16 protein-coding genes are annotated in these 18,003 nt (G+C 61.4%); 10 read left to right on the top strand and 6 right to left on the bottom strand.

Going from position 1 to position 18,003, the window contains the following annotated elements; all coding sequences use genetic code 11:
* Positions 1–2,160 (top strand): type I secretion system permease/ATPase, encoded by a 2,160-nt coding sequence (locus GKKCFE_RS05965; protein WP_445577588.1) that lies wholly within the window; start codon positions 1–3, stop codon positions 2,158–2,160.
* A 69-nt stretch (positions 2,161–2,229) separates the two neighbouring features.
* Positions 2,230–3,594 (top strand): HlyD family type I secretion periplasmic adaptor subunit, encoded by a 1,365-nt coding sequence (locus tag GKKCFE_RS05960; RefSeq protein ID WP_047227896.1) that lies wholly within the window; start codon positions 2,230–2,232, stop codon positions 3,592–3,594.
* A 150-nt stretch (positions 3,595–3,744) separates the two neighbouring features.
* Here GKKCFE_RS05960 and GKKCFE_RS05955 read toward each other — a convergent pair whose 3' ends face one another.
* The gene (locus tag GKKCFE_RS05955) at positions 3,745–4,341 is read right to left on the bottom strand and encodes a tRNA-uridine aminocarboxypropyltransferase (protein ID WP_139050857.1); all 597 of its coding nucleotides are present in this window, start codon (positions 4,339–4,341) and stop codon (positions 3,745–3,747) included.
* A gap of 9 nt (positions 4,342–4,350) precedes the next feature.
* On the bottom strand, positions 4,351–5,244 hold the full coding sequence (locus GKKCFE_RS05950) for a LysR family transcriptional regulator (protein WP_047227898.1): 894 nt from the start codon (positions 5,242–5,244) through the stop codon (positions 4,351–4,353).
* A gap of 341 nt (positions 5,245–5,585) precedes the next feature.
* Between GKKCFE_RS05950 and speB the strand changes: the two genes are divergently transcribed.
* The 4 genes from speB to GKKCFE_RS05930 all read left to right on the top strand — a co-directional run bounded on the left by speB (position 5,586) and on the right by GKKCFE_RS05930 (position 10,121).
* Positions 5,586–6,536, top strand: coding sequence for an agmatinase (gene speB, locus GKKCFE_RS05945; RefSeq protein WP_003198979.1), 951 nt, complete (start codon positions 5,586–5,588; stop codon positions 6,534–6,536).
* A gap of 9 nt (positions 6,537–6,545) precedes the next feature.
* Positions 6,546–6,971 carry a YybH family protein gene (locus tag GKKCFE_RS05940; protein WP_445577587.1) on the top strand — a complete coding sequence of 142 codons (426 nt, stop codon included), beginning with the start codon at positions 6,546–6,548 and terminating at the stop codon, positions 6,969–6,971.
* Between the two features lie 51 nt (positions 6,972–7,022).
* Positions 7,023–8,537 (top strand): purine-cytosine permease family protein, encoded by a 1,515-nt coding sequence (locus GKKCFE_RS05935; RefSeq protein WP_171061410.1) that lies wholly within the window; start codon positions 7,023–7,025, stop codon positions 8,535–8,537.
* Positions 8,538–8,732: 195 nt separating this feature from the next.
* Positions 8,733–10,121, top strand: coding sequence for a sodium:solute symporter (locus GKKCFE_RS05930; RefSeq protein ID WP_076385892.1), 1,389 nt, complete (start codon positions 8,733–8,735; stop codon positions 10,119–10,121).
* Positions 10,122–10,435: 314 nt separating this feature from the next.
* Here GKKCFE_RS05930 and GKKCFE_RS05925 read toward each other — a convergent pair whose 3' ends face one another.
* Both GKKCFE_RS05925 and ptrR read right to left on the bottom strand, forming a co-directional pair.
* Positions 10,436–10,564 carry a PA1414 family protein gene (locus GKKCFE_RS05925; protein WP_256222727.1) on the bottom strand — a complete coding sequence of 43 codons (129 nt, stop codon included), beginning with the start codon at positions 10,562–10,564 and terminating at the stop codon, positions 10,436–10,438.
* Positions 10,565–10,704: 140 nt separating this feature from the next.
* Positions 10,705–11,598, bottom strand: a complete 894-nt coding sequence (gene ptrR, locus GKKCFE_RS05920) for a putrescine utilization regulator PtrR (RefSeq protein ID WP_139050859.1) — start codon at positions 11,596–11,598, stop codon at positions 10,705–10,707.
* A gap of 103 nt (positions 11,599–11,701) precedes the next feature.
* On the opposite strand from ptrR, the gene GKKCFE_RS05915 reads away from it, so the two are divergent.
* Positions 11,702–12,874 carry an MFS transporter gene (locus GKKCFE_RS05915; RefSeq protein ID WP_445577586.1) on the top strand — a complete coding sequence of 391 codons (1,173 nt, stop codon included), beginning with the start codon at positions 11,702–11,704 and terminating at the stop codon, positions 12,872–12,874.
* On the opposite strand, the gene GKKCFE_RS05910 is transcribed toward GKKCFE_RS05915, so the two are convergent.
* Both GKKCFE_RS05910 and GKKCFE_RS05905 read right to left on the bottom strand, forming a co-directional pair.
* A complete protein-coding gene (locus tag GKKCFE_RS05910) occupies positions 12,875–14,320 on the bottom strand; it encodes an NCS1 family nucleobase:cation symporter-1 (RefSeq protein ID WP_445577585.1) in 1,446 nt (481 codons plus the stop codon).
* Positions 14,321–14,741: 421 nt separating this feature from the next.
* Positions 14,742–15,578, bottom strand: coding sequence for a CvfB family protein (locus GKKCFE_RS05905; protein WP_047227905.1), 837 nt, complete (start codon positions 15,576–15,578; stop codon positions 14,742–14,744).
* Between the two features lie 352 nt (positions 15,579–15,930).
* Here GKKCFE_RS05905 and GKKCFE_RS05900 point away from each other — a divergent pair, with 352 nt between their 5' ends.
* The 3 genes from GKKCFE_RS05900 (at position 15,931) to GKKCFE_RS05890 (ending at position 17,993) form a co-directional block, all read left to right on the top strand.
* Positions 15,931–16,119, top strand: coding sequence for a hypothetical protein (locus GKKCFE_RS05900; protein ID WP_018607615.1), 189 nt, complete (start codon positions 15,931–15,933; stop codon positions 16,117–16,119).
* A 194-nt stretch (positions 16,120–16,313) separates the two neighbouring features.
* The gene (locus GKKCFE_RS05895; protein ID WP_139050861.1) at positions 16,314–17,030 is read left to right on the top strand and encodes a TorF family putative porin; all 717 of its coding nucleotides are present in this window, start codon (positions 16,314–16,316) and stop codon (positions 17,028–17,030) included.
* A gap of 96 nt (positions 17,031–17,126) precedes the next feature.
* Positions 17,127–17,993: a DUF6279 family lipoprotein gene (locus GKKCFE_RS05890; RefSeq protein WP_445577584.1), complete on the top strand. Its 867-nt coding sequence runs from the start codon at positions 17,127–17,129 to the stop codon at positions 17,991–17,993.
* Positions 17,994–18,003: the final 10 nt, after the last annotated feature.

Here is an 18,003-nt window from a genome sequence, read left to right as displayed (position 1 = left end):
GTGACCAGCATGGAACCCGCAACCCCCAGCACCGATCCGCGGCTGAATGTCGATGATCCCTTGCTGGACGGTCTGTTGATCCTCTGCAAACTCCATGGCGCGACAGTCAGCCGCGCCAGCCTTGGCGCCGGGCTTCCAATGGCGCACCAACGCCTGAGCCTGGACCTGCTGCCGCGCGCAGCGGCCCGGGCCGGTTTGCAGGCGCGCTTGCTGCGCCGAGAACTGGCCGATATTTCGCCACTCAACCTGCCGGTGATGCTGATTCTGGCCGGTGGTCGTTGCGCCGTGTTGCGGCGCTGGAGCGAGGACGGCCAGGCGCTGATCCTGCCCAGCGAAGCCGATGGCGGCGAGCAGTGGGTCAGCCGCGACGAACTGAGCGCCGTCTACAGCGGCCAGGCTTTGTTCGCCCGGCCGCGCCATGAACTCGAAGACCTGCGTGCACCCTTGGTTCCACGGGTCGAGGCCTGGTTTCGTGACACCTTGAAACTGTCACGCTGGCTGTACAGCGACGCGATCCTGGCAAGTTTGCTGATCAACCTGCTGGGGCTGATGGTGCCGCTGTTCGTCATGCAGACCTACGACCGCGTGGTGCCGAACCAAGCCACATCGACGTTGTGGGTGCTGGCCGTGGGGCTGTTGATCGGCACGGGTTTCGAACTGGTTTTGCGCGTGGTGCGCGCCCATCTGCTGGACACCGCCGGCAAGAAAACCGACGTGATCCTCTCCGCGACCCTGTTCGAACGCATCACCGGCATGGCGATGAAGGCCAAACCGGTGACCATCGGCGGGTTCGCCCAAAGCATCCATGACTTCCAGGGTCTGCGCGAATTCCTGACCGCTGTCACCCTCACCAGCCTGATCGACCTGCCCTTCGCCGTGCTGATGCTGGTGGTGATCGGGTTGCTGAGTGGCTGGCTGGTGGTGATTCCGGTGGTGGCTTTTCCGCTCACCATTATTTTCGCCATGATCATCCAGGCACGCCTGCGTGACACCGTGCAGAAAAGCCTGGCCCTGGGCGCCCAGCGCCAGGCATTGCTGATTGAAACCCTCGGCGGCCTGGAAACCCTCAAGGCTTGCAGCGCCGAAAGCGAGCGCCAGTATCAGTGGGAAAGCACCCATGGCGCCCTCACCCGCCTGGACAGCCACGCCCGCAGCCTCTCGGCGCTGGCCACCAACGGCACGCTGTTTTTGCAACAACTGGCCGGCATGGCGACCATCGTTGCCGGGGTCTACAGCATCATCGCCGGTAACCTCAGCGTCGGCGCGCTGGTGGCGACCTACATGCTCGGCAGCCGGGTGCTGGCGCCGCTGGGGCAGATCGCCGGGCTGATCACCCGCTACCAGCAGGCACAGCTGACCATGCGCAGCACCGATGCGCTGATGGCGCTGCCCCAGGAGCGCGATGCCAAACAACGGCCGCTGGATCGCACCCAATTGCAGGGCGCGCTGGACGTCAGCGGCGTGACCTTCCATTACAACGGCCAGAACGCCCCGGCGCTGGCGAATGTGAGTTTCAGCCTCAAGCCCGGCGAACGGGTCGGGATCATCGGTCGCAGTGGCTCGGGCAAAAGCACCCTGGCGCGCCTGGTGATGGGATTTTATGAGCCCCAGGAAGGCCAGTTGCTGCTCGATGGGCTCGACCTTCGGCAACTGGACGTGGCGGACCTGCGCCAGCAGATCGGCTATGTCGCCCATGACCTGCCGCTGCTGGCCGGCAGCCTGCGGGACAACCTCACCCTCGGCGCCCGCTACATCAGCGATGCACGCATGTTGGAAGTGGCGGAACTGACCGGCGTTACCGAACTGGCCCGCCAGCATCCCCAGGGCTTCGACCGCCCGGTGGGCGAGCGCGGGCAGTTGCTCTCCGGTGGGCAACGCCAGGCCGTGCTACTGGCCCGAGCCCTGTTGCTCGACCCGCCGATCCTGCTGCTGGACGAACCCACCAGCGCCATGGACAACAGCAGCGAAGACGTGTTGCGGCAAAAGCTCCATACCCATGTGCAGGGTAAGACGGTGCTGCTGGTGACCCACCGCACGTCGATGCTGAGTCTGGTGGATCGGCTGGTGGTGCTGGACAACGGCCGGATTGTGGCCGATGGGCCGAAGGAAGCGGTGATCGATGCACTGCGTAAAGGACGGGTGGGGTCTGCGGCGGTGTAACAGCCCACACAGTTCCCTCACCACAAAAGCCGCACCGACCTTAGCTCTTTTAACTGACGGGTATCGCCCATGTCTGCTCAAACACCCGATTCAGCGGCCCGAAGCTACTTCGGCAGTTTCAGCAAAAGCGCCGAAAGCGAGTTCATGCCAGAAACCGCCGGTGCCGCGTTGCAGGATTCACCCCGTCGCTCGCGGGTCACGGTGTGGCTGGCGGCCGGACTGATCATCACCGCGTTGGTGTGGGCCAAACTGGCAGTCTTGCAGGAAGTCACCACCGGTGAAGGCAAGGCCATTCCCTCGAGCAAGATTCAGGTGATCCAGAACCTGGAGGGCGGCATCGTCACCGAGATTTTCGTGCGCGAAGGGCAGATGGTGAACAAGGGCGACACCCTGCTGCGCCTGGACGACACACGGTTTCTGTCGAACAAGGGCGAAAGCGAGGCCGACCGTTATGCCCTGACCGCCCAGGTCGAACGCTTGTCGGCCGAAGCCGAAGGCCGGCCTTTCGAACTGTCCGCTGAAGTCATCAGCAAGGCCCCGCAAGTGGCCGAGGACGAACGCTCGCTGTATGAACAACGACAGCGGCGCCTGGCCAGCGAACAGCGGACGCTGTCCGAACAACTGCGCCAGAAAACCCAGGAGCTGGCGGAGTTTCGCTCCAAGCAGGGCCAGTTCAGTTCCAGCCTGGCCTTGCTGCAAGAAGAGATGAACATGTCGGCACCACTGGTGCGCACCGGGGCGGTGTCGCCGGTGGAAATCCTGCGGCTCAAACGCAGCGCGGTGGAAATCCGTGGTTCGCTCAACGCCACCACCCTGGCGATTCCTCGGGCCGAATCGGCGATCAACGAGATCAAGAGCAAGATCGACGAATCGGAACAATCCTTCCGCTCCGAAGCGGCCAAGGAACTCAATGAGAAACGCACGGAGTTGTCAAAAATCACCGCTTCGAGCATTGCCATCGACGACCGCGTGACCCGCACCACCGTGGTCTCGCCGGTACATGGGGTGATCAAGCAGCTCAAGGTCAACACCATCGGCGGCGTAGTGCAGCCGGGCAGCGACATGGCAGAAATCGTGCCGCTGGAAGACAACCTGCTGATCGAAGCCAAGGTCCGCCCCCAGGACGTGGCCTTCCTGCATCCGGGCCAGAAAGCCATGGTCAAGTTCAGTGCCTATGACTACACGATCTACGGCGGGATGAGCGCCAGGCTCGAACTGATCGGCGCCGACACCATCACCGATGACAAGGGCAACAGCTTCTACCTGATCCAGGTGCGCACAGATAAAAATCACTTGGGCGGCGATGCCAAACCGTTGTTGATCATTCCTGGGATGGTGGCGACGGTGGACATCATTACCGGGGAGAAAAGTGTCCTGGATTACCTGCTCAAGCCGGTGTTGAAGGCGCGGACTGAGGCGATGCGTGAGCGGTAGGCCTTGAGCTGAGACTTTGGTTGATTGTGCTACCGCTATCGCGAGCAAGCTCGCTCCCACATTGGATCTGTGGTGTTAGCAGATTTTGCATGCCCTGGAGATCAACTGTGGGAGCGAGCTTGCTCGCGATGAGGCCAGCAAAGGCACCACTCATTTCTCGGCATGATTACGCCGAAAAACCTCCTCCCCCATCGCAGCGATCTGCCCCTCGATCAACGCCTCGAACGGCCTCAGCAACGGCTCAAAACGGGCCGGTGCCTCAAGGGTTTGCAGCGCCTGGACAACCGCCTCCACCGTCGACAACGCCCCTGGCCCTGGCGCCTTGCGCAAGCGGTATCGAGACACACTGCCCGCGGCCAGTGTCACCCTCGGCAGCGCCGCCAACAGAGGGTTGAGGTGCAGCAACTTGCGCGCCTTGCGCCAGGTGCCGTCCGGGACGACCAGTAGCAGCGGATCCTCAGACAGAGCATAAGCATGCATGGGCTGCGCCTCTTCGCCGGGAAACAAAAGCCGCGCCTGATAACCCGGTTGATTGAGCAGCCCAGGCAAATCCTCGAACACCTCGCCCACGATCAACTCGGCATTATTGAGCCCCAACGCCGCCAGCCGCGCGGTGTTCAGGGCATGGTTCACCTCGCTGGGATGCTGCAACAACAGCACCCGAGTGCGGCTGTCGAGGCTGGGGATCAGCGGGCACAAACAATGGCTTTGCGGCCTGTGGCAGCGCGGACAATGAATTCTGGACATGACGGCACCTCAGGCCTGGTTGAGCTGCGCCTTGAGCAGATCGCGAAAAGTCTGGATCAGCGGCTCACGGCTGCGGCCACGGCGTACGATCATCGAAAACGGTGCCTGATAACCAAAAGTGGCCGGCAACAACACGCGCAAATCGCCCTTGTCCACCCAGGCCTGGGCATAGTGTTCGGGCAGATAGCCGACGTAGGCACCGGACAATACCAGGATCAACTGCGCCTCCATGCTCTCCACCGTCGCCGCGCTGTGCTTGAAACCGTGGCGGGCCAGTTCGGCCTGGCTCCAGTAACCGCGCCCGACCATGCGTTGCTGGGTGATGAGTTGCTCAGGGATACGCCGCTCGTTGAACAGCGGGTGACGGTTGCTGCAATACAACCAGTGCTGCTCACGGTACAGCGGCATGTAGACCAGGCCGCTCATGCGCGTGGAAAACGCGCCGATGGCCAGGTCCAGGCGGTTGTCCTGCACGCCCAGTTGCAGTTCGTACGGGCTCATGACCGACAGGTGCAGGTGGACTGCCGGATGCTCCTGGCTGTAGGCGCCGATGGCTTCGGCGAACGGCAGGGCTTTGTCGCTGACGGTGGAATCAATCACCCCCAGGTTCAGCGTGCCGCGCAACTCGCCCTTCAGCGCGGCGGCGTATTGCTCGAACCCTTCAAGCTCGCCCAACAGACGCAGGGTCTCCTGGTGGAACAACTCGCCCTTGCTGGTCAGGCTGAACCCACCCCGCCCACGATGACACAGCACCAGGCCCAGGGCCGATTCGAGCTGGCTCATGTAGGTGCTAATGGCCGACGTGGAAAGGTTGAGCTCGTGCTGGGCATTGGCGAACCCCTGGTGCCGCACGACGCTGACGAAAATGCGCAACAGTTTCAGGTCGGGTAGAGCGTTGGCCATGGGGAACTCCAGATTACACAATGCATAGAACTTGCCGTGCCCTTGTGGCGAGGGAGCTTGCTCCCGCTCGACGGCGCAGCCGTCGCAAAACCTGTCGACGCGATTTAACTGATGCGCCGAGGTGAATGATTTTGGGGCTGCTTCGCAACCCAGCGGGAGCAAGCTCCCTCGCCACAGGGGACATCATGTCCCCCAGGACTGCGCTGAAGCGGAGTCTATCGCCCCATCCCGCATTAGTTTAGAAAAATCTGAACTAAGTATTTGCCCCCAGCGATTCTTCCACTCCCAGGCTTTTCGCAGAATCGACCCCTGATAAATAAAACAACGATGAGGCCCTACCCGTGGACAAGATTCTTCACCAACCACTGGGCGGCAACGAAATGCCGCGCTTCGGCGGCATCGCCACCATGATGCGACTCCCCCATTTACAAACCGCTGCCGGCCTGGACGCTGCTTTCGTCGGCGTGCCGCTGGACATCGGCACCTCCCTGCGCGCCGGCACCCGTTTCGGGCCCCGCGAGATCCGCGCTGAATCGGTAATGATCCGTCCCTACAACATGGCCACCGGTGCCGCGCCGTTCGACTCGCTGTCGGTGGCCGATATCGGTGATGTGCCGATCAACACCTTCAACCTGCTGGACGCCGTGCGGATCATCGAAGAGTCGTACCACAAGATTCTGGAACACAACGTCATTCCCCTGACCCTGGGCGGCGATCACACCATCACCCTGCCGATCCTGCGGGCGATCCACAAGAAACACGGCAAGGTCGGCCTGGTGCACATCGACGCCCATGCCGATGTGAACGATCACATGTTCGGGGAGAAAATCGCCCACGGCACCACCTTCCGCCGCGCGGTGGAAGAAGGCCTGCTCGATTGCGACCGCGTGGTGCAGATCGGCCTGCGGGCCCAGGGCTACACCGCCGATGACTTCAACTGGAGCCGCAACCAGGGTTTCCGCGTAGTCCAGGCCGAAGAGTGCTGGCACAAATCCCTCGCCCCGCTGATGGCCGAAGTCCGCGAGAAGGTCGGCGGCGGCCCGGTGTACCTGAGCTTCGATATCGACGGCATCGACCCGGCCTGGGCCCCTGGCACCGGCACCCCGGAAATCGGTGGTCTGACCACCATCCAGGCCATCGAAATCGTGCGTGGCTGCCAGGGCCTGGACCTGGTCGGTTGCGATCTGGTAGAAGTCTCGCCGCCTTACGACACCACCGGCAACACCTCGCTGCTGGGCGCCAACCTGCTGTACGAGATGCTCTGCGTACTGCCCGGTGTGGTCCATCGCTGAGGCGCGGTCATGAACGATCAGGCTCAAGTGCTCAAGGCCGCCGCTGAACTGGTGTCGGCCTTCGCCCGCAATGACCGTGACGCCTACTTCGGCACCTTCACACCCGACGCGAGTTTCGTGTTCTACACCCTCGAACAACCTCTGCTGTCTCGCAATGCCTACCAGGCGTTGTGGGACCGCTGGCGGTCCGAGGATGGCTTCGAGGTGCTGTCGTGTACCTCGAGCAACGCCTTCGTCAGCCTGCAAGGGGACGTGGCGATTTTCATCCATGACGTGGCCACCGAGTTGCGCATGCAAGGGGAGCGACACTTTAGCCAGGAGCGCGAAACCATTCTGTTCCGCAAGCAGGAAGGACGCACACAAGAACAACAGGGCCTATGGCTGGCCTGCCATGAACATTTGTCCGCTATGCCGGAAGGGCTGCCACCCCCTTAGCCAAACAGACGACGCTCGCACACGATGGGCGCGCCTTTATGATCGGAGCAGATCATGCATAACAATAATGACAAAAGCCTTACGCAAATCGAAACCAACGGGGTCGAACAGATCCCGGACCATGAGCGAACCGCTGGCCCGACGGATCTGTTTCGACTGATCTTCGGCGGCGCCAACACCTTCGCCACCGCCGTGCTCGGCAGTTTCCCGGTGCTGTTCGGCCTCTCGTTCCAGGCCGGGGTCTGGGCGATTGTGCTGGGGGTGGTGCTCGGTTCGATCATCCTCGCGCCCATGGGCCTGTTCGGCCCGCTCAACGGCACCAACAACGCGGTGTCCTCCGGGGCGCATTTCGGCGTACACGGGCGGATCGTCGGCTCGTTCCTGTCGCTGCTGACGGCCATCGCGTTCTTCTCCCTGTCGGTGTGGAGTTCGGGAGATGCGTTGATCGGTGGCGCCAAGCGCTTGATCGGCGTACCGGAAACCGACTTGAGCCTGGGCCTGGCCTACGGCCTGTTCGCCTTGCTGGTATTGACGGTGTGCATCTACGGCTTTCGTTTCATGTTGTGGGTCAACCGCATCGCCGTGTGGGCCGCCAGCCTGCTGTTTCTGCTGGGCATCGCCGCCTTCGCGCCGGCCTTCGACAGCCAGTTCGCCGGCACCGTCGGCCTAGGCCAGCCGGGCTTCTGGGCGGCGTTCATCGGCGCGGCACTGGTCGCCATGAGCAACCCGATTTCCTTCGGCGCGTTCCTCGGTGACTGGTCGCGTTACATCCCGCGCAACACGCCCAAGCGACGCATCATGCTGGCGGTGATCGCCGCTCAACTGGCGACGCTGATCCCGTTCCTGTTCGGCCTTGCCACGGCCACCATCGTGGCGATCAAGGCACCGGACTACATCGCAGCCAATAACTATGTGGGCGGCCTGCTGGCGGTTTCGCCGGGCTGGTTCTTCCTGCCGGTGTGCCTGATCGCGGTGATCGGCGGCATGTCCACCGGTACCACGTCGCTGTATGGCACCGGGCTGGACATGTCCAGCGTGTTCCCACGAGTTCTGTCGCGGGTCAAGGCAACACTGCTGATCGGCGTGCTGTCGATTGCCTTCATCTTCATCGGGCGCTTCGCCGCGAACCTGGTGCAGAGCGTATCGACCTTCGCCGTGCTGATCATCACCTGCACCACGCCATGGATGGTGATCATGATCATCGGCCTGCTGGTGCGCCGCGGCTTCTACTGCCCGGATGATCTGCAAGTGTTCACCCGTGGCGAAACCGGCGGGCGCTACTGGTTCAGCCACGGCTGGAACTGGCGCGGCCTGGGGGCCTGGATTCCCAGCGCGCTGGTGGGGCTGTGCTTCGTCAACCTGCCTGGGCAGTTCGTCGGACCGCTGGGCGAACTGGCCGGTGGCATCGACATCGGCCTGCCGGTGACCCTGGGCCTGGCCTCGGTGATTTACCTGGTGCTGCTTGGGTTGTTTCCCGAGCCGGCGGCGGTGTATGGGCCGGATGATCCGCGTAGCAAGGGTTCTTCGGTGCCAATCGAGAAACCCTCCCTCAGACAGACCGCCTGACCTGAGCAAACGAAATACCCGTGGCGAGGGAGCTTGCTCCCGCTCGACTGCGCAGCAGTCGCCATCAGGGGCAGCTTCGCAGCCCAGCGGGAGCAAGCTCCCTCGCCACAAAAGCGCGTTCACACAGAGGTTGCAGTGCCAGGGCACGGTACCAACCGACTTCACTATAAAAAAGATAATCGGAGACACGCCATCATGGCTTTGGATTTAATCGTCGTTCTCATCTATGCCACCGGCATGATTGCCCTGGGTTGGTACGGCATGCGCCGTGCCAAGACTCGTGACGACTACCTGGTCGCAGGGCGCAACCTCGGCCCGGGCTTTTACCTGGGTACCATGGCCGCCACCGTTCTGGGCGGCGCCTCCACCATCGGCACGGTGCGGCTGGGCTACGTCCATGGGATTTCCGGGTTCTGGCTGTGCGGCGCCATCGGCCTGGGCATCGTCGGCCTGAGCCTGTTCCTCGCCAAGCCGCTGCTCAAACTCAAGATCTACACCGTGACCCAAGTGCTGGAGCGCCGCTACAACCCCGCCGCGCGCCACGCCAGTGCACTGATCATGCTGGTTTATGCGTTGATGATCGGCGCCACCTCCACCATCGCCATCGGCACGGTGATGCAGGTGTTGTTCGGCCTGCCGTTCTGGGTGTCGATCCTGGTGGGCGGCGGTGTCGTCGTGCTGTATTCCACCATCGGCGGCATGTGGTCGCTGACTCTCACCGACATCGTGCAATTCTTGATCATGACCGTCGGCCTGGTGTTCCTGCTGATGCCGATGTCCATCAGCGATGCGGGCGGCTGGGACGCGATGGTGGCGGCCTTGCCGGCCAGCTACTTCGATTTCACCGCGATTGGCTGGGACACCATCCTCACCTACTTCCTGATCTACTTCTTCGGCATCTTCATTGGCCAGGACATCTGGCAGCGGGTGTTCACCGCCCGTAGCGAAGGCGTGGCGAAAGTGGCCGGTACCGCCGCAGGCCTGTACTGCGTGCTGTATGGCCTGGCCGGGGCCTTGATCGGCATGGCCGCCAAGGTATTGCTGCCGGACCTGGAAAACGTCAACAACGCCTTTGCCAGCGTCGTCCAGACCAGCCTGCCCAACGGCATTCGCGGGTTGGTGATCGCCGCCGCCCTGGCGGCCTTGATGTCCACCGCCGCGGCCGGCCTGCTGGCAGCCTCCACCACTGTGGTCCAGGACCTGCTGCCGCGTCTGCGCCAGGGTCGTGAAAGCGGCAATGGCGACGTTCATGAAAACCGCATCGCGACCCTGCTGCTGGGTGTGGTGGTGTTGGGCATCGCCCTGGTGGTGAGCGATGTGATCAGTGCCCTGACCCTGGCCTACAACCTGTTGGTGGGCGGCATGCTGATTCCGCTGATCGGCGCCATCTACTGGAAACGCGCAACCACGGCCGGCGCGATCACCAGCATGTCGCTGGGCTTTTTGACCGCGCTGTTCTTCATGATCAAGGACGGCCTGGACGCCAATACGCCGATCTACTACAGCCTGAGCGTGGCGCTGGTGAGTTTCGTGGTGGTGAGTCTGTTGTCACCACGGTCGAAAATGATGGCCAAGGCGGTCTGAAAGCAGTTTTTCTTCGAGGGTGTGGCGTCGGTTGCCACACCTTTTTTTTTTTGCTTTTTTACCGAAGCAGCCAGCCCAAACACTGTCCCCGTGGCGAGGGAGCTTGCTCCCGCTGGTGCGCGAAGCGCGCCCAAAGCCAGACACCTCGGGTGTGCCAGATAAGTTGAGCGCCCTGTTTTGGGGCTGCTGCGCAGCCCAGCGGGAGCAAGCTCCCTCGCCACAGGTTTAGCTACAAAACAAAAAAAGATCGCAGTCTCAGGCTGTTTCAACTGAAACAGCCTGAGACTGCGATCTCTCCGATATTCGCGGTGTTTTTACCGACGGCGCGGCTGGCGGCGGCGCTGCTCGTCATCGGTGCGGATAGGGATCGGTTGCATGGGCGGCTCGATCAGGCCGAGCGCGACACCCAAGTCGTGAAGCCAGTTCTGGATTTTCTCTTTCATCGTGGTGCCCCCTTCAGGGTGGTACGAGCGGCAAAATTCTGTGGCCCCTTCGCACTGATAATAGTCCGAAGTCCTACGCAATGCTCGTCACACATTGCAATGATCTGTTACTGAATTGATCCAAATCCACCTCCCGGAGTTCAAGCTGATCGCGTCGTCATCACGGGCGCCCGCGGCCAGGCCTGTTGCTGCAGTTCAATCCAGGCGGTGAGATTGGCCCCCACCATCCCTTTGCGCCACATCAGCCAGGTCGTGGCACTGGCAAACGGCTCGGCCAACGGATGCATCCTCACACGCTCGCGGCCCGGCAGGCTGGCGAGCATCGACTCGGACATCAGCGCCACCCCGGAGCCGGCAATCACACAGGCCAGCATCCCCTGATAAGACTCAATCTCCATCGCCCGGCCCATGGCCGCATGGTCATGGGCAAACCAGGCTTCCAGACGCATGCGGTAGGAACAGCCCTGGCGAAAGGTGAATACCGAGCGGCCCTGCACATCCAACGCACTGCGCACTGGCGGGTGGTCGGCCTCGGTGATCAGCACCAGCCGCTCGTCGCACAACGGCACCCCGTCCAACCCCGCCAGCTCCAGCGGGCCGTCCACCAGCGCCGCGTCAAGGCGCCCGGTGAGCAAGCCTTCGAGCAGTTCACCGCTGGGCGCCGACTGCACCTGCAAGTTCACCGCCGGGTACGTGCGGTGATAACCGGCCAGCAGGTCCGGCAAATGAATCGCCGCCGTGCTGTACATCGTACCCAACACAAAATCCCCGGCCGGTTGCCCGCCCTGCACGGCAGCATGGGCTTCGTCGTGCAGAGCAAAAAGCTTGATCGCATAGTCCAGCAGGACTTTTCCCGCCGGCGACAGCTGCAAACGCTGACGCTCGCGCAGGAAAAGATCCACGCCCAGTTGCTCCTCAAGCTGCTTGAGCCGGGTCGAGAGGTTCGACGGCACCCGATGCAACCGCTCGGCAGCGCGGGTAATGGAGCCTTCCTCGGCCACGGCCTGGAAAATCCGCAATTGGCTGAACTCCACGACATTCTCCAAAAATGAACAAGTTACTCACTATTATTCATTTTTAATGAAAGTCAATCAGTCCTAGCCTGACGGTCATTCGCCTCAACGCTGGAGACCCGCCATGTCACCTCTGATTCGCCTGCTCGGCAGTTTCATCGCCCTGATGATGGCCATGGGTATTGGCCGCTTCGCCTTAACACCGCAGTTACCTCATTTAATCGGCGAAGGTCAGATCGACTTGACCGCCGCCGGTCTGATTGCCGCGGCCAACTACCTGGGTTACTTCCTCGGCGCGCTGGACGCCATGTTCGCCCGCCGTCCGGAACAGGTGCGCCGGCGTTTGATCGGGGGGCTGTGGCTGTCCGTGCTGCTGACCCTGGCTTCGTTCTGGGCCTGGGGCTTCTGGCCACACTTGGCACTGCGCTTTGGTACCGGAGTGGCAAGCGCCTGGGTGTTGGTGATGATCACCGCCCTGAGCCAACCCTTGGCTGCGGCGGCGGGACGGCCACGGCTCGGCGCCCTGGTGTTTGCCGGCCCAGGGTTGGGGATTTTTCTGACCGGTTTGCTCGCCTTGGGCTCGAACCTGCTCGGCCAGACCTCCGCGACCCTGTGGCTGGTGTATGCCGGCGTGGCATTGGCGATGCTGCTGGTGATTCTGCCCATTCTGCCGCAACCCGCCGCAGCCGCGACCGCTACAGCGCCCGTCAGCACCTCGCCGAACCGTGGCATCGCTCGACTTGGCGTGGTGTATGCCCTGTACGGCTTGGGCTACATCATTCCCGCCACCTTCCTGTCGCAGATGGCCTCGGCGCAGTTCCACGGGCAATGGCAAGCAGACCTGTTCTGGCCCTGCTTCGGCCTGGCCGCCGCCACTGGCGTGTTGCTGGTCAGCTTGCGTCGCCCCAACCCGAACACCACCGGTCGCTGGCTGATCGGTACACTCTGGCTGCAAGCCGCCGGAGTGTTCGCCTGCCTGCTGGGCAGCGGGCCGGGACTGGCGCTGGGCGTAATCCTGTGTGGAGCACCATTCCTGGCCTGCATGCAACTGGTAATGCTGCGTTCCCGGGAACTGGCACCCCACGCCACCCAGCGCAACGCGGGCCTGTTGACCGCCTGCTTTGCCTTGGGCCAGCTCAGCGGGCCATTGCTGGCGGCGTTGAGCAGCCACTTCAGCGGTGGCTTGCAACCGGCGCTGATCATTGCCGGCAGTGGCCTGCTGCTGGCCGGCGGGCTGTTACTGCGGCCCGCCAGCCGGGCTACGGTGAGCCCTTGCGCCCAGACCGCCCTGCGTTAATCAGGCCTGGCCGAGCGATGGGCTCAGGTGCACGGTCGAGTCACGCCGTGCCAAGGCGAAATACAACACCCCGCCCAGGAAGCAACCGGTGAACCAGGCGAAATTGGCCATCGGTTGCAACATCGGCGTGAAGGTAATCGCCACGCCCATCAACGTCGCCGGCACCAGCGCCTTGACCGCCGTCCAGTTGATGCCGCCGCTGTAGTAATAGCGCCCGCTGGGCCCGTCATTGAACAGCGCATCGACGTCGATCTGCTGTTTTTTGATCAGGTAGTAATCCACCAGCAAGATTCCGAACAACGGACCGATGAACGCTGCCAGCACGTCCAGGGTGTAGTGGATCACTTCGGGGTTGTTGAACAGGTTCCACGGCGTGATGAATATCGATGCAATCGCAGCAATCATGCCGCCGGCACGCCAGCTGATCTTGCTGGGGGCGACGTTGGCGAAGTCGAACGCCGGGGAAACAAAATTGGCGACAATATTGATGCCGATGGTGGCAGTCACAAAGGCAAAGGCGCCCAGCAACACCGCCACGTCGTTGTCAATACGCGCCACGGTGGCGATCGGGTCATGGAGCATTTCGCCGAACACCGGCAACGTCCCGGAAACAATCACCACGGTCACCAGGGAGAATGCCAGGAAATTCAACGGCAGCCCCCAGAAATTGCCACGGCGCACGTCCGACATGCTCCGGCAGTAGCGACTGAAATCACCAAAATTGAGGGTCGGGCCGGAGAAGTACGACACCACCAACGCCGTCGCGACGATCACCTGACCGAACGCTTGCCAGCCGGACAAGGACTTCTCCGCCAGAGTGAAATTGATGTTGCTCCAGCCGGCTTTCCATACGATCCAACCCGCCAACAGGAACATCACGGCGTACACCACCGGTCCGGCCCAGTCGATAAAGCGACGGATCGACTCCATACCGGCCCAGAACACCAGCGCCTGGACGAACCACAAGCTGAGGAAACCGAACCAGCCCAAGTAGGACAATCCGGCAAATTGCGGCGTGGCATAGACTTCCATGGAAGGAAAAAACCGCAGCACCACAATGATCAGCGCGCTGGAAGCCAGGTACGTCTGAATGCCGTACCACGCCACAGCGATCAAGCCGCGGATCACCGCAGGAATATTCGCCCCGAATACCCCAAACGCCAGGCGACAGATCACCGGATACGGCACCGCCGCTTGCTGGCTCGGCTTGGCAACCAGGTTGGCGATCAACTGCACGATGCAGATGCCGCAGAGCAACGCAATCAACACCTGCCAACTCGCCAGCCCCAACGCGAACAGGCTTGCAGCGAACACATAACCGCCGACACTGTGCACATCACTCATCCAAAACGCGAAAATGTTGTACCAGTTCCATTTCTGCGGCAGCGGACCCAGGTCTTCGTTATAGAGACGAGGGCTGTAGCCGTTGGGCAGTTGCTCGGACATTGCGAGGCTCCTTTTGAGGACCGCCGTGCCCCCGTATCAACCTGCTCACCATACTGCGCACGGGAGCCGGCATGGTTTGTATACGGGTTGCTACGCAGAATGCGTGCCAGAGGTGGGGAATATGAGACAAACTGCGGTGTGTGGCGGGGACTAAAGCCGGGCAGGAGCAGGCACGCGCCCACGAACAGGGCGCGGGTGCATGCTAAAGGTGCAGGGTTTTGTATACAGAGGAGAGCCGAACACCGCTCCTGTGGCCAGGAGATTTTGAGGAACGGCGCACCGCTGTGGGAGCAAGGCTTGCTCGCGAAACAGGCGCCTCGGTATCAGAAAGACCGCATCGTCTCCATCGCGAGCAAACCTTGTTCCCACAGCGGCCTCCCCTGGCCACATGAATCCTTATTTGCCGTGGCTCGACTGAAGATCAGCTCAACTCAATCCGATCAGCATGAATGACAATTTGCCCATTCTTGTAGAGCGCACCAATGGCTTTCTTGAAGTTGCCCTTGCTGACACCAAACAGGCTGCTGATCAGCACCGGGTCGCTCTTGTCGCTGACCGGCAGCGTGCCGTTGTTTTCGCGCAACTTGGCGAGGATCTTGGCATTGAGGCTGGTCGCCGCTTCCTGACCCACCGGTTGCAAACTCAAGCTGATCTTGCCGTCCGGGCGGATTTCCTTGATGAAACCTTTTTCCTGCTTGCCGGCGCGCATGAACTTGAAGATTTCGTTCTTGTGAATCAGGCCCCAGTGCTTGTTATTGATGATCGCCTTGAAGCCCATGTCGGTGGCTTCGGCGACCAGCAAATCGACTTCCTGCCCCGGCGTGTAGTTGGCCGGGGTCTTGTCCAGATAACGGTCCAGACGCGCCGTGGCGGTGATGCGGCGGGTGTGCTTGTCGAGGTAGACGTGCACCACGCAATATTCGCCGGCGGTCATCTGGCGCTTTTCTTCGGAATACGGCAGCAGCAAGTCCTTGGGCAGGCCCCAGTCCAGGAATACACCGATGCTGTTGACTTCAACCACTTTCAGGCTGGCAAACTCACCGACCTGAACCTTGGGTTTTTCCGTGGTAGCGATCAGTTTGTCGTCGCTGTCCAGATAAATAAAAACATTGAGCCAGTCTTCATCTTCGCTGGGAATATCCTTGGGGATATAACGATTGGGCAGCAGAATTTCGCCGTCCGCACCGCCGTCCAGATATAAACCGAAGTGAGTGTGTTTAACCACTTGCAAACTGTTGTAACGCCCGACTAAAGCCATTTCCAATACCCTCATTGCGTGGGCGGCATTCTACCCGGTTTTGCGGCGTGATTCGTGGCCTCTGGCGCGGGCGGCCGGAAGGGCCTTGTGCAGCCGTTGATTTCCCTGGGTTTTCCTCGCGTATGCGGCCATTCGTCAGGCGGACAACGGCCCTCCAGGCCGTTTCGGCCAGCCGTTTTTAAGTTATACAGTCCAAAGGGTTGCTATTTAAAACAGTGGCTTAGGGCAATAATGACGGCATAAACCGCCCCTTATTCCAGCGCCCGGCGTGATAATTGAGGGAGTATATTTGCCAAGCAATTGTCAAGTATTTCCTGTACGATGCCTGGCCCAATTAATTATTTACAGGTTAATGGCCGTCATGCGCGTAAAAGCATCCAACAGCAAAGCAAAGCCCGCTCCAGCCGTGGAAACCAGCGAGTCTATCAACGACCAGATCGCTGCATTCCTCAAGTCCGGCGGTGAAATCCAGCAAATTGCCAAGGGCGTCAGCGGCCAGACATTCGGCCCGTCCAAGCAGATCAGCCTGGGCAAAAAGTAACCCGCGCGTCACCTGGTCCCAAAGCGCTTTGAGCTTCGAAGCGCTTGGACTGGAACCTCCCCGCTTACCCTCATCCTGCAAAAATCGACGAACGGCCCTCGCTGCCGAGCATTCGCCGGTATGCTTGCACCTCTCTAGCTCAAGTGTTTCAGCTTGATGACCGATCCTGCTCCTCGCTATCCATGGAGTGAAGCATGCGCATTCCCATTGTCTCCCTGACGCTCAGCCTGCTGGCGTGCCCCTTCGCCCATGGGCAGGTGTTTCAGCGCGAGCTCGGCGACTTCGACCTCAAACTCGGCACCACGCCCAGCCGCAGCATGGCCCAGGGCCTGGTCACGCCGTCGAGCACCGGCTCGTTTCATGGCGGCCTGGACCTGAGCCACGACAGCGGCTGGTACGTGGGCCAGTGGTCGCCCAGCGTTGGCCTGAGCCCATCGAGCAATCTTGAAGTCGATTCCTACATGGGCTTCAAACAGCCCTTCGACCAGACCCTGGGTTACGAAATCGGCCTGATCCACTACAGCTACCCCACCCTCGACACGCTCGACAGCCAGGAATTCTTTGGCGGCCTGACCGTGCTGGGCAGCCGGTTCGGCGCGGCCTTCAGCAACGACCCGGATAAACAGAACAGCACCTTGTTTGCCGACCTGGGCGGCAACGTGCCGTTTGGCATTGGTGTCAGCGCCAAATACACCACCCACCAGTACAACTCACCCGTGTCGGTGGAGGACGGTTATGTAGGCAGTTTCAGTGACTGGTCGTTGAAAATTTCCCGCCCCTGGAGAGGCATCGACCTGGACCTGATCTACAGCGACTCAAGCCTGAGCGGCAGCAGTTGCTCGGCGTACTCCGGCCACAACAGCGAATGCGACGGCCTGCTGACCCTCAAGATGGCCCACCCTTTTTACTAAGCGTTACTTATTCGACCGGCTGAACTGCCGCGCACCTGCCATGCTCAAACAAGACAGTTACGCCTTCGCAACCCATGCCTTCGCAAGGACTCGCTCATGTCGCGCTGGTTCACCCGCATCGCCCTGCTCATGGCCCTGCTGCTCACCGTCACCGCCTGCAGCCGCGTGGGCCTGGCCTACCGCAACCTCGACCTGATCATCCCCTGGACGCTCAACGACTATCTGGACATCAATGGCGAGCAAAAGGACTGGTTCAACGACCGTCTCAATGAACACTTGAACTGGCATTGCACCACACAACTGCCCGGCTACCTTGACTGGCTGGACCGCTTGAAGAACATGGTGCAAACCAACCAGGTGACCGACCAGGCCCTGCAACAGCGTACCCGGGAAGCCAAGGCCGCCATCGCCGAAACCGCCCGGGAAATCACCCCGTCGGCCATCGAGTTATTACAGGGATTGAACGACGATCAGGTCGCGGACATGGACGCCGCGTTCGTCAAAGACCAACGCAAACGCCAGCAGCAATACCTCAAGCCGACGTTGCAGCAGCAAATCCAGGAGCGCAGCGAACGCATGGAGAAACGCCTGAACGACTGGCTCGGCCCGCTCAGCGAAACCCAGCGCCAACGCGTGCAGGCCTGGTCCCGCGCCTTGGGCGATCAAAACCAGCAATGGATCGCCAACCGCGCGCACTGGCAAAACCAGTTCAGCGAAGCTGTGGCCCAACGCCACAACCCCGATTTCCCCAAGCGCATCGAGCAACTGCTGGTCGACCGCGAAAGCCTCTGGACCCCCGCCTACCGCCAGGCCTTCGACAAAACCGAAGCCCAGGCCCGCAGCCTGCTGGTGGACGTGATGGCCGACAGCACCCCGACGCAACGCGAACACTTGCTGAGGAAGATCGACCGGGTGAAAAAGGATTTCAGTGATTTGAAGTGCCTGAAGGCAGCACGCTCATAACACCACTGAG

The sequence above is a fragment of the Pseudomonas sp. E141 genome (assembly GCF_052659885.1).
Note: the sequence above shows the minus strand (reverse complement) of the source record. Positions and strands in the feature narration are given on the sequence as shown.

Bases quoted from the DNA above. Each gene is read 5' to 3' on its own strand.
- GKKCFE_RS05930 (WP_076385892.1), top strand. From the start codon at position 8,733: ATGGCTTTGGATTTAATCGTCGTTCTCATCTATGCCACCGGCATGATT.
- GKKCFE_RS05955 (WP_139050857.1), bottom strand. From the start codon at position 4,341: ATGTCCAGAATTCATTGTCCGCGCTGCCACAGGCCGCAAAGCCATTGT.
- GKKCFE_RS05940 (WP_445577587.1), top strand. From the start codon at position 6,546: ATGAACGATCAGGCTCAAGTGCTCAAGGCCGCCGCTGAACTGGTGTCG.
- GKKCFE_RS05950 (WP_047227898.1), bottom strand. From the start codon at position 5,244: ATGGCCAACGCTCTACCCGACCTGAAACTGTTGCGCATTTTCGTCAGC.
- GKKCFE_RS05960 (WP_047227896.1), top strand. From the start codon at position 2,230: ATGTCTGCTCAAACACCCGATTCAGCGGCCCGAAGCTACTTCGGCAGT.
- GKKCFE_RS05890 (WP_445577584.1), top strand. From the start codon at position 17,127: ATGTCGCGCTGGTTCACCCGCATCGCCCTGCTCATGGCCCTGCTGCTC.
- GKKCFE_RS05895 (WP_139050861.1), top strand. From the start codon at position 16,314: ATGCGCATTCCCATTGTCTCCCTGACGCTCAGCCTGCTGGCGTGCCCC.
- GKKCFE_RS05910 (WP_445577585.1), bottom strand. From the start codon at position 14,320: ATGTCCGAGCAACTGCCCAACGGCTACAGCCCTCGTCTCTATAACGAA.
- GKKCFE_RS05915 (WP_445577586.1), top strand. From the start codon at position 11,702: ATGTCACCTCTGATTCGCCTGCTCGGCAGTTTCATCGCCCTGATGATG.
- GKKCFE_RS05905 (WP_047227905.1), bottom strand. From the start codon at position 15,578: ATGGCTTTAGTCGGGCGTTACAACAGTTTGCAAGTGGTTAAACACACT.
- GKKCFE_RS05900 (WP_018607615.1), top strand. From the start codon at position 15,931: ATGGCCGTCATGCGCGTAAAAGCATCCAACAGCAAAGCAAAGCCCGCT.
- GKKCFE_RS05925 (WP_256222727.1), bottom strand. From the start codon at position 10,564: ATGAAAGAGAAAATCCAGAACTGGCTTCACGACTTGGGTGTCGCGCTC.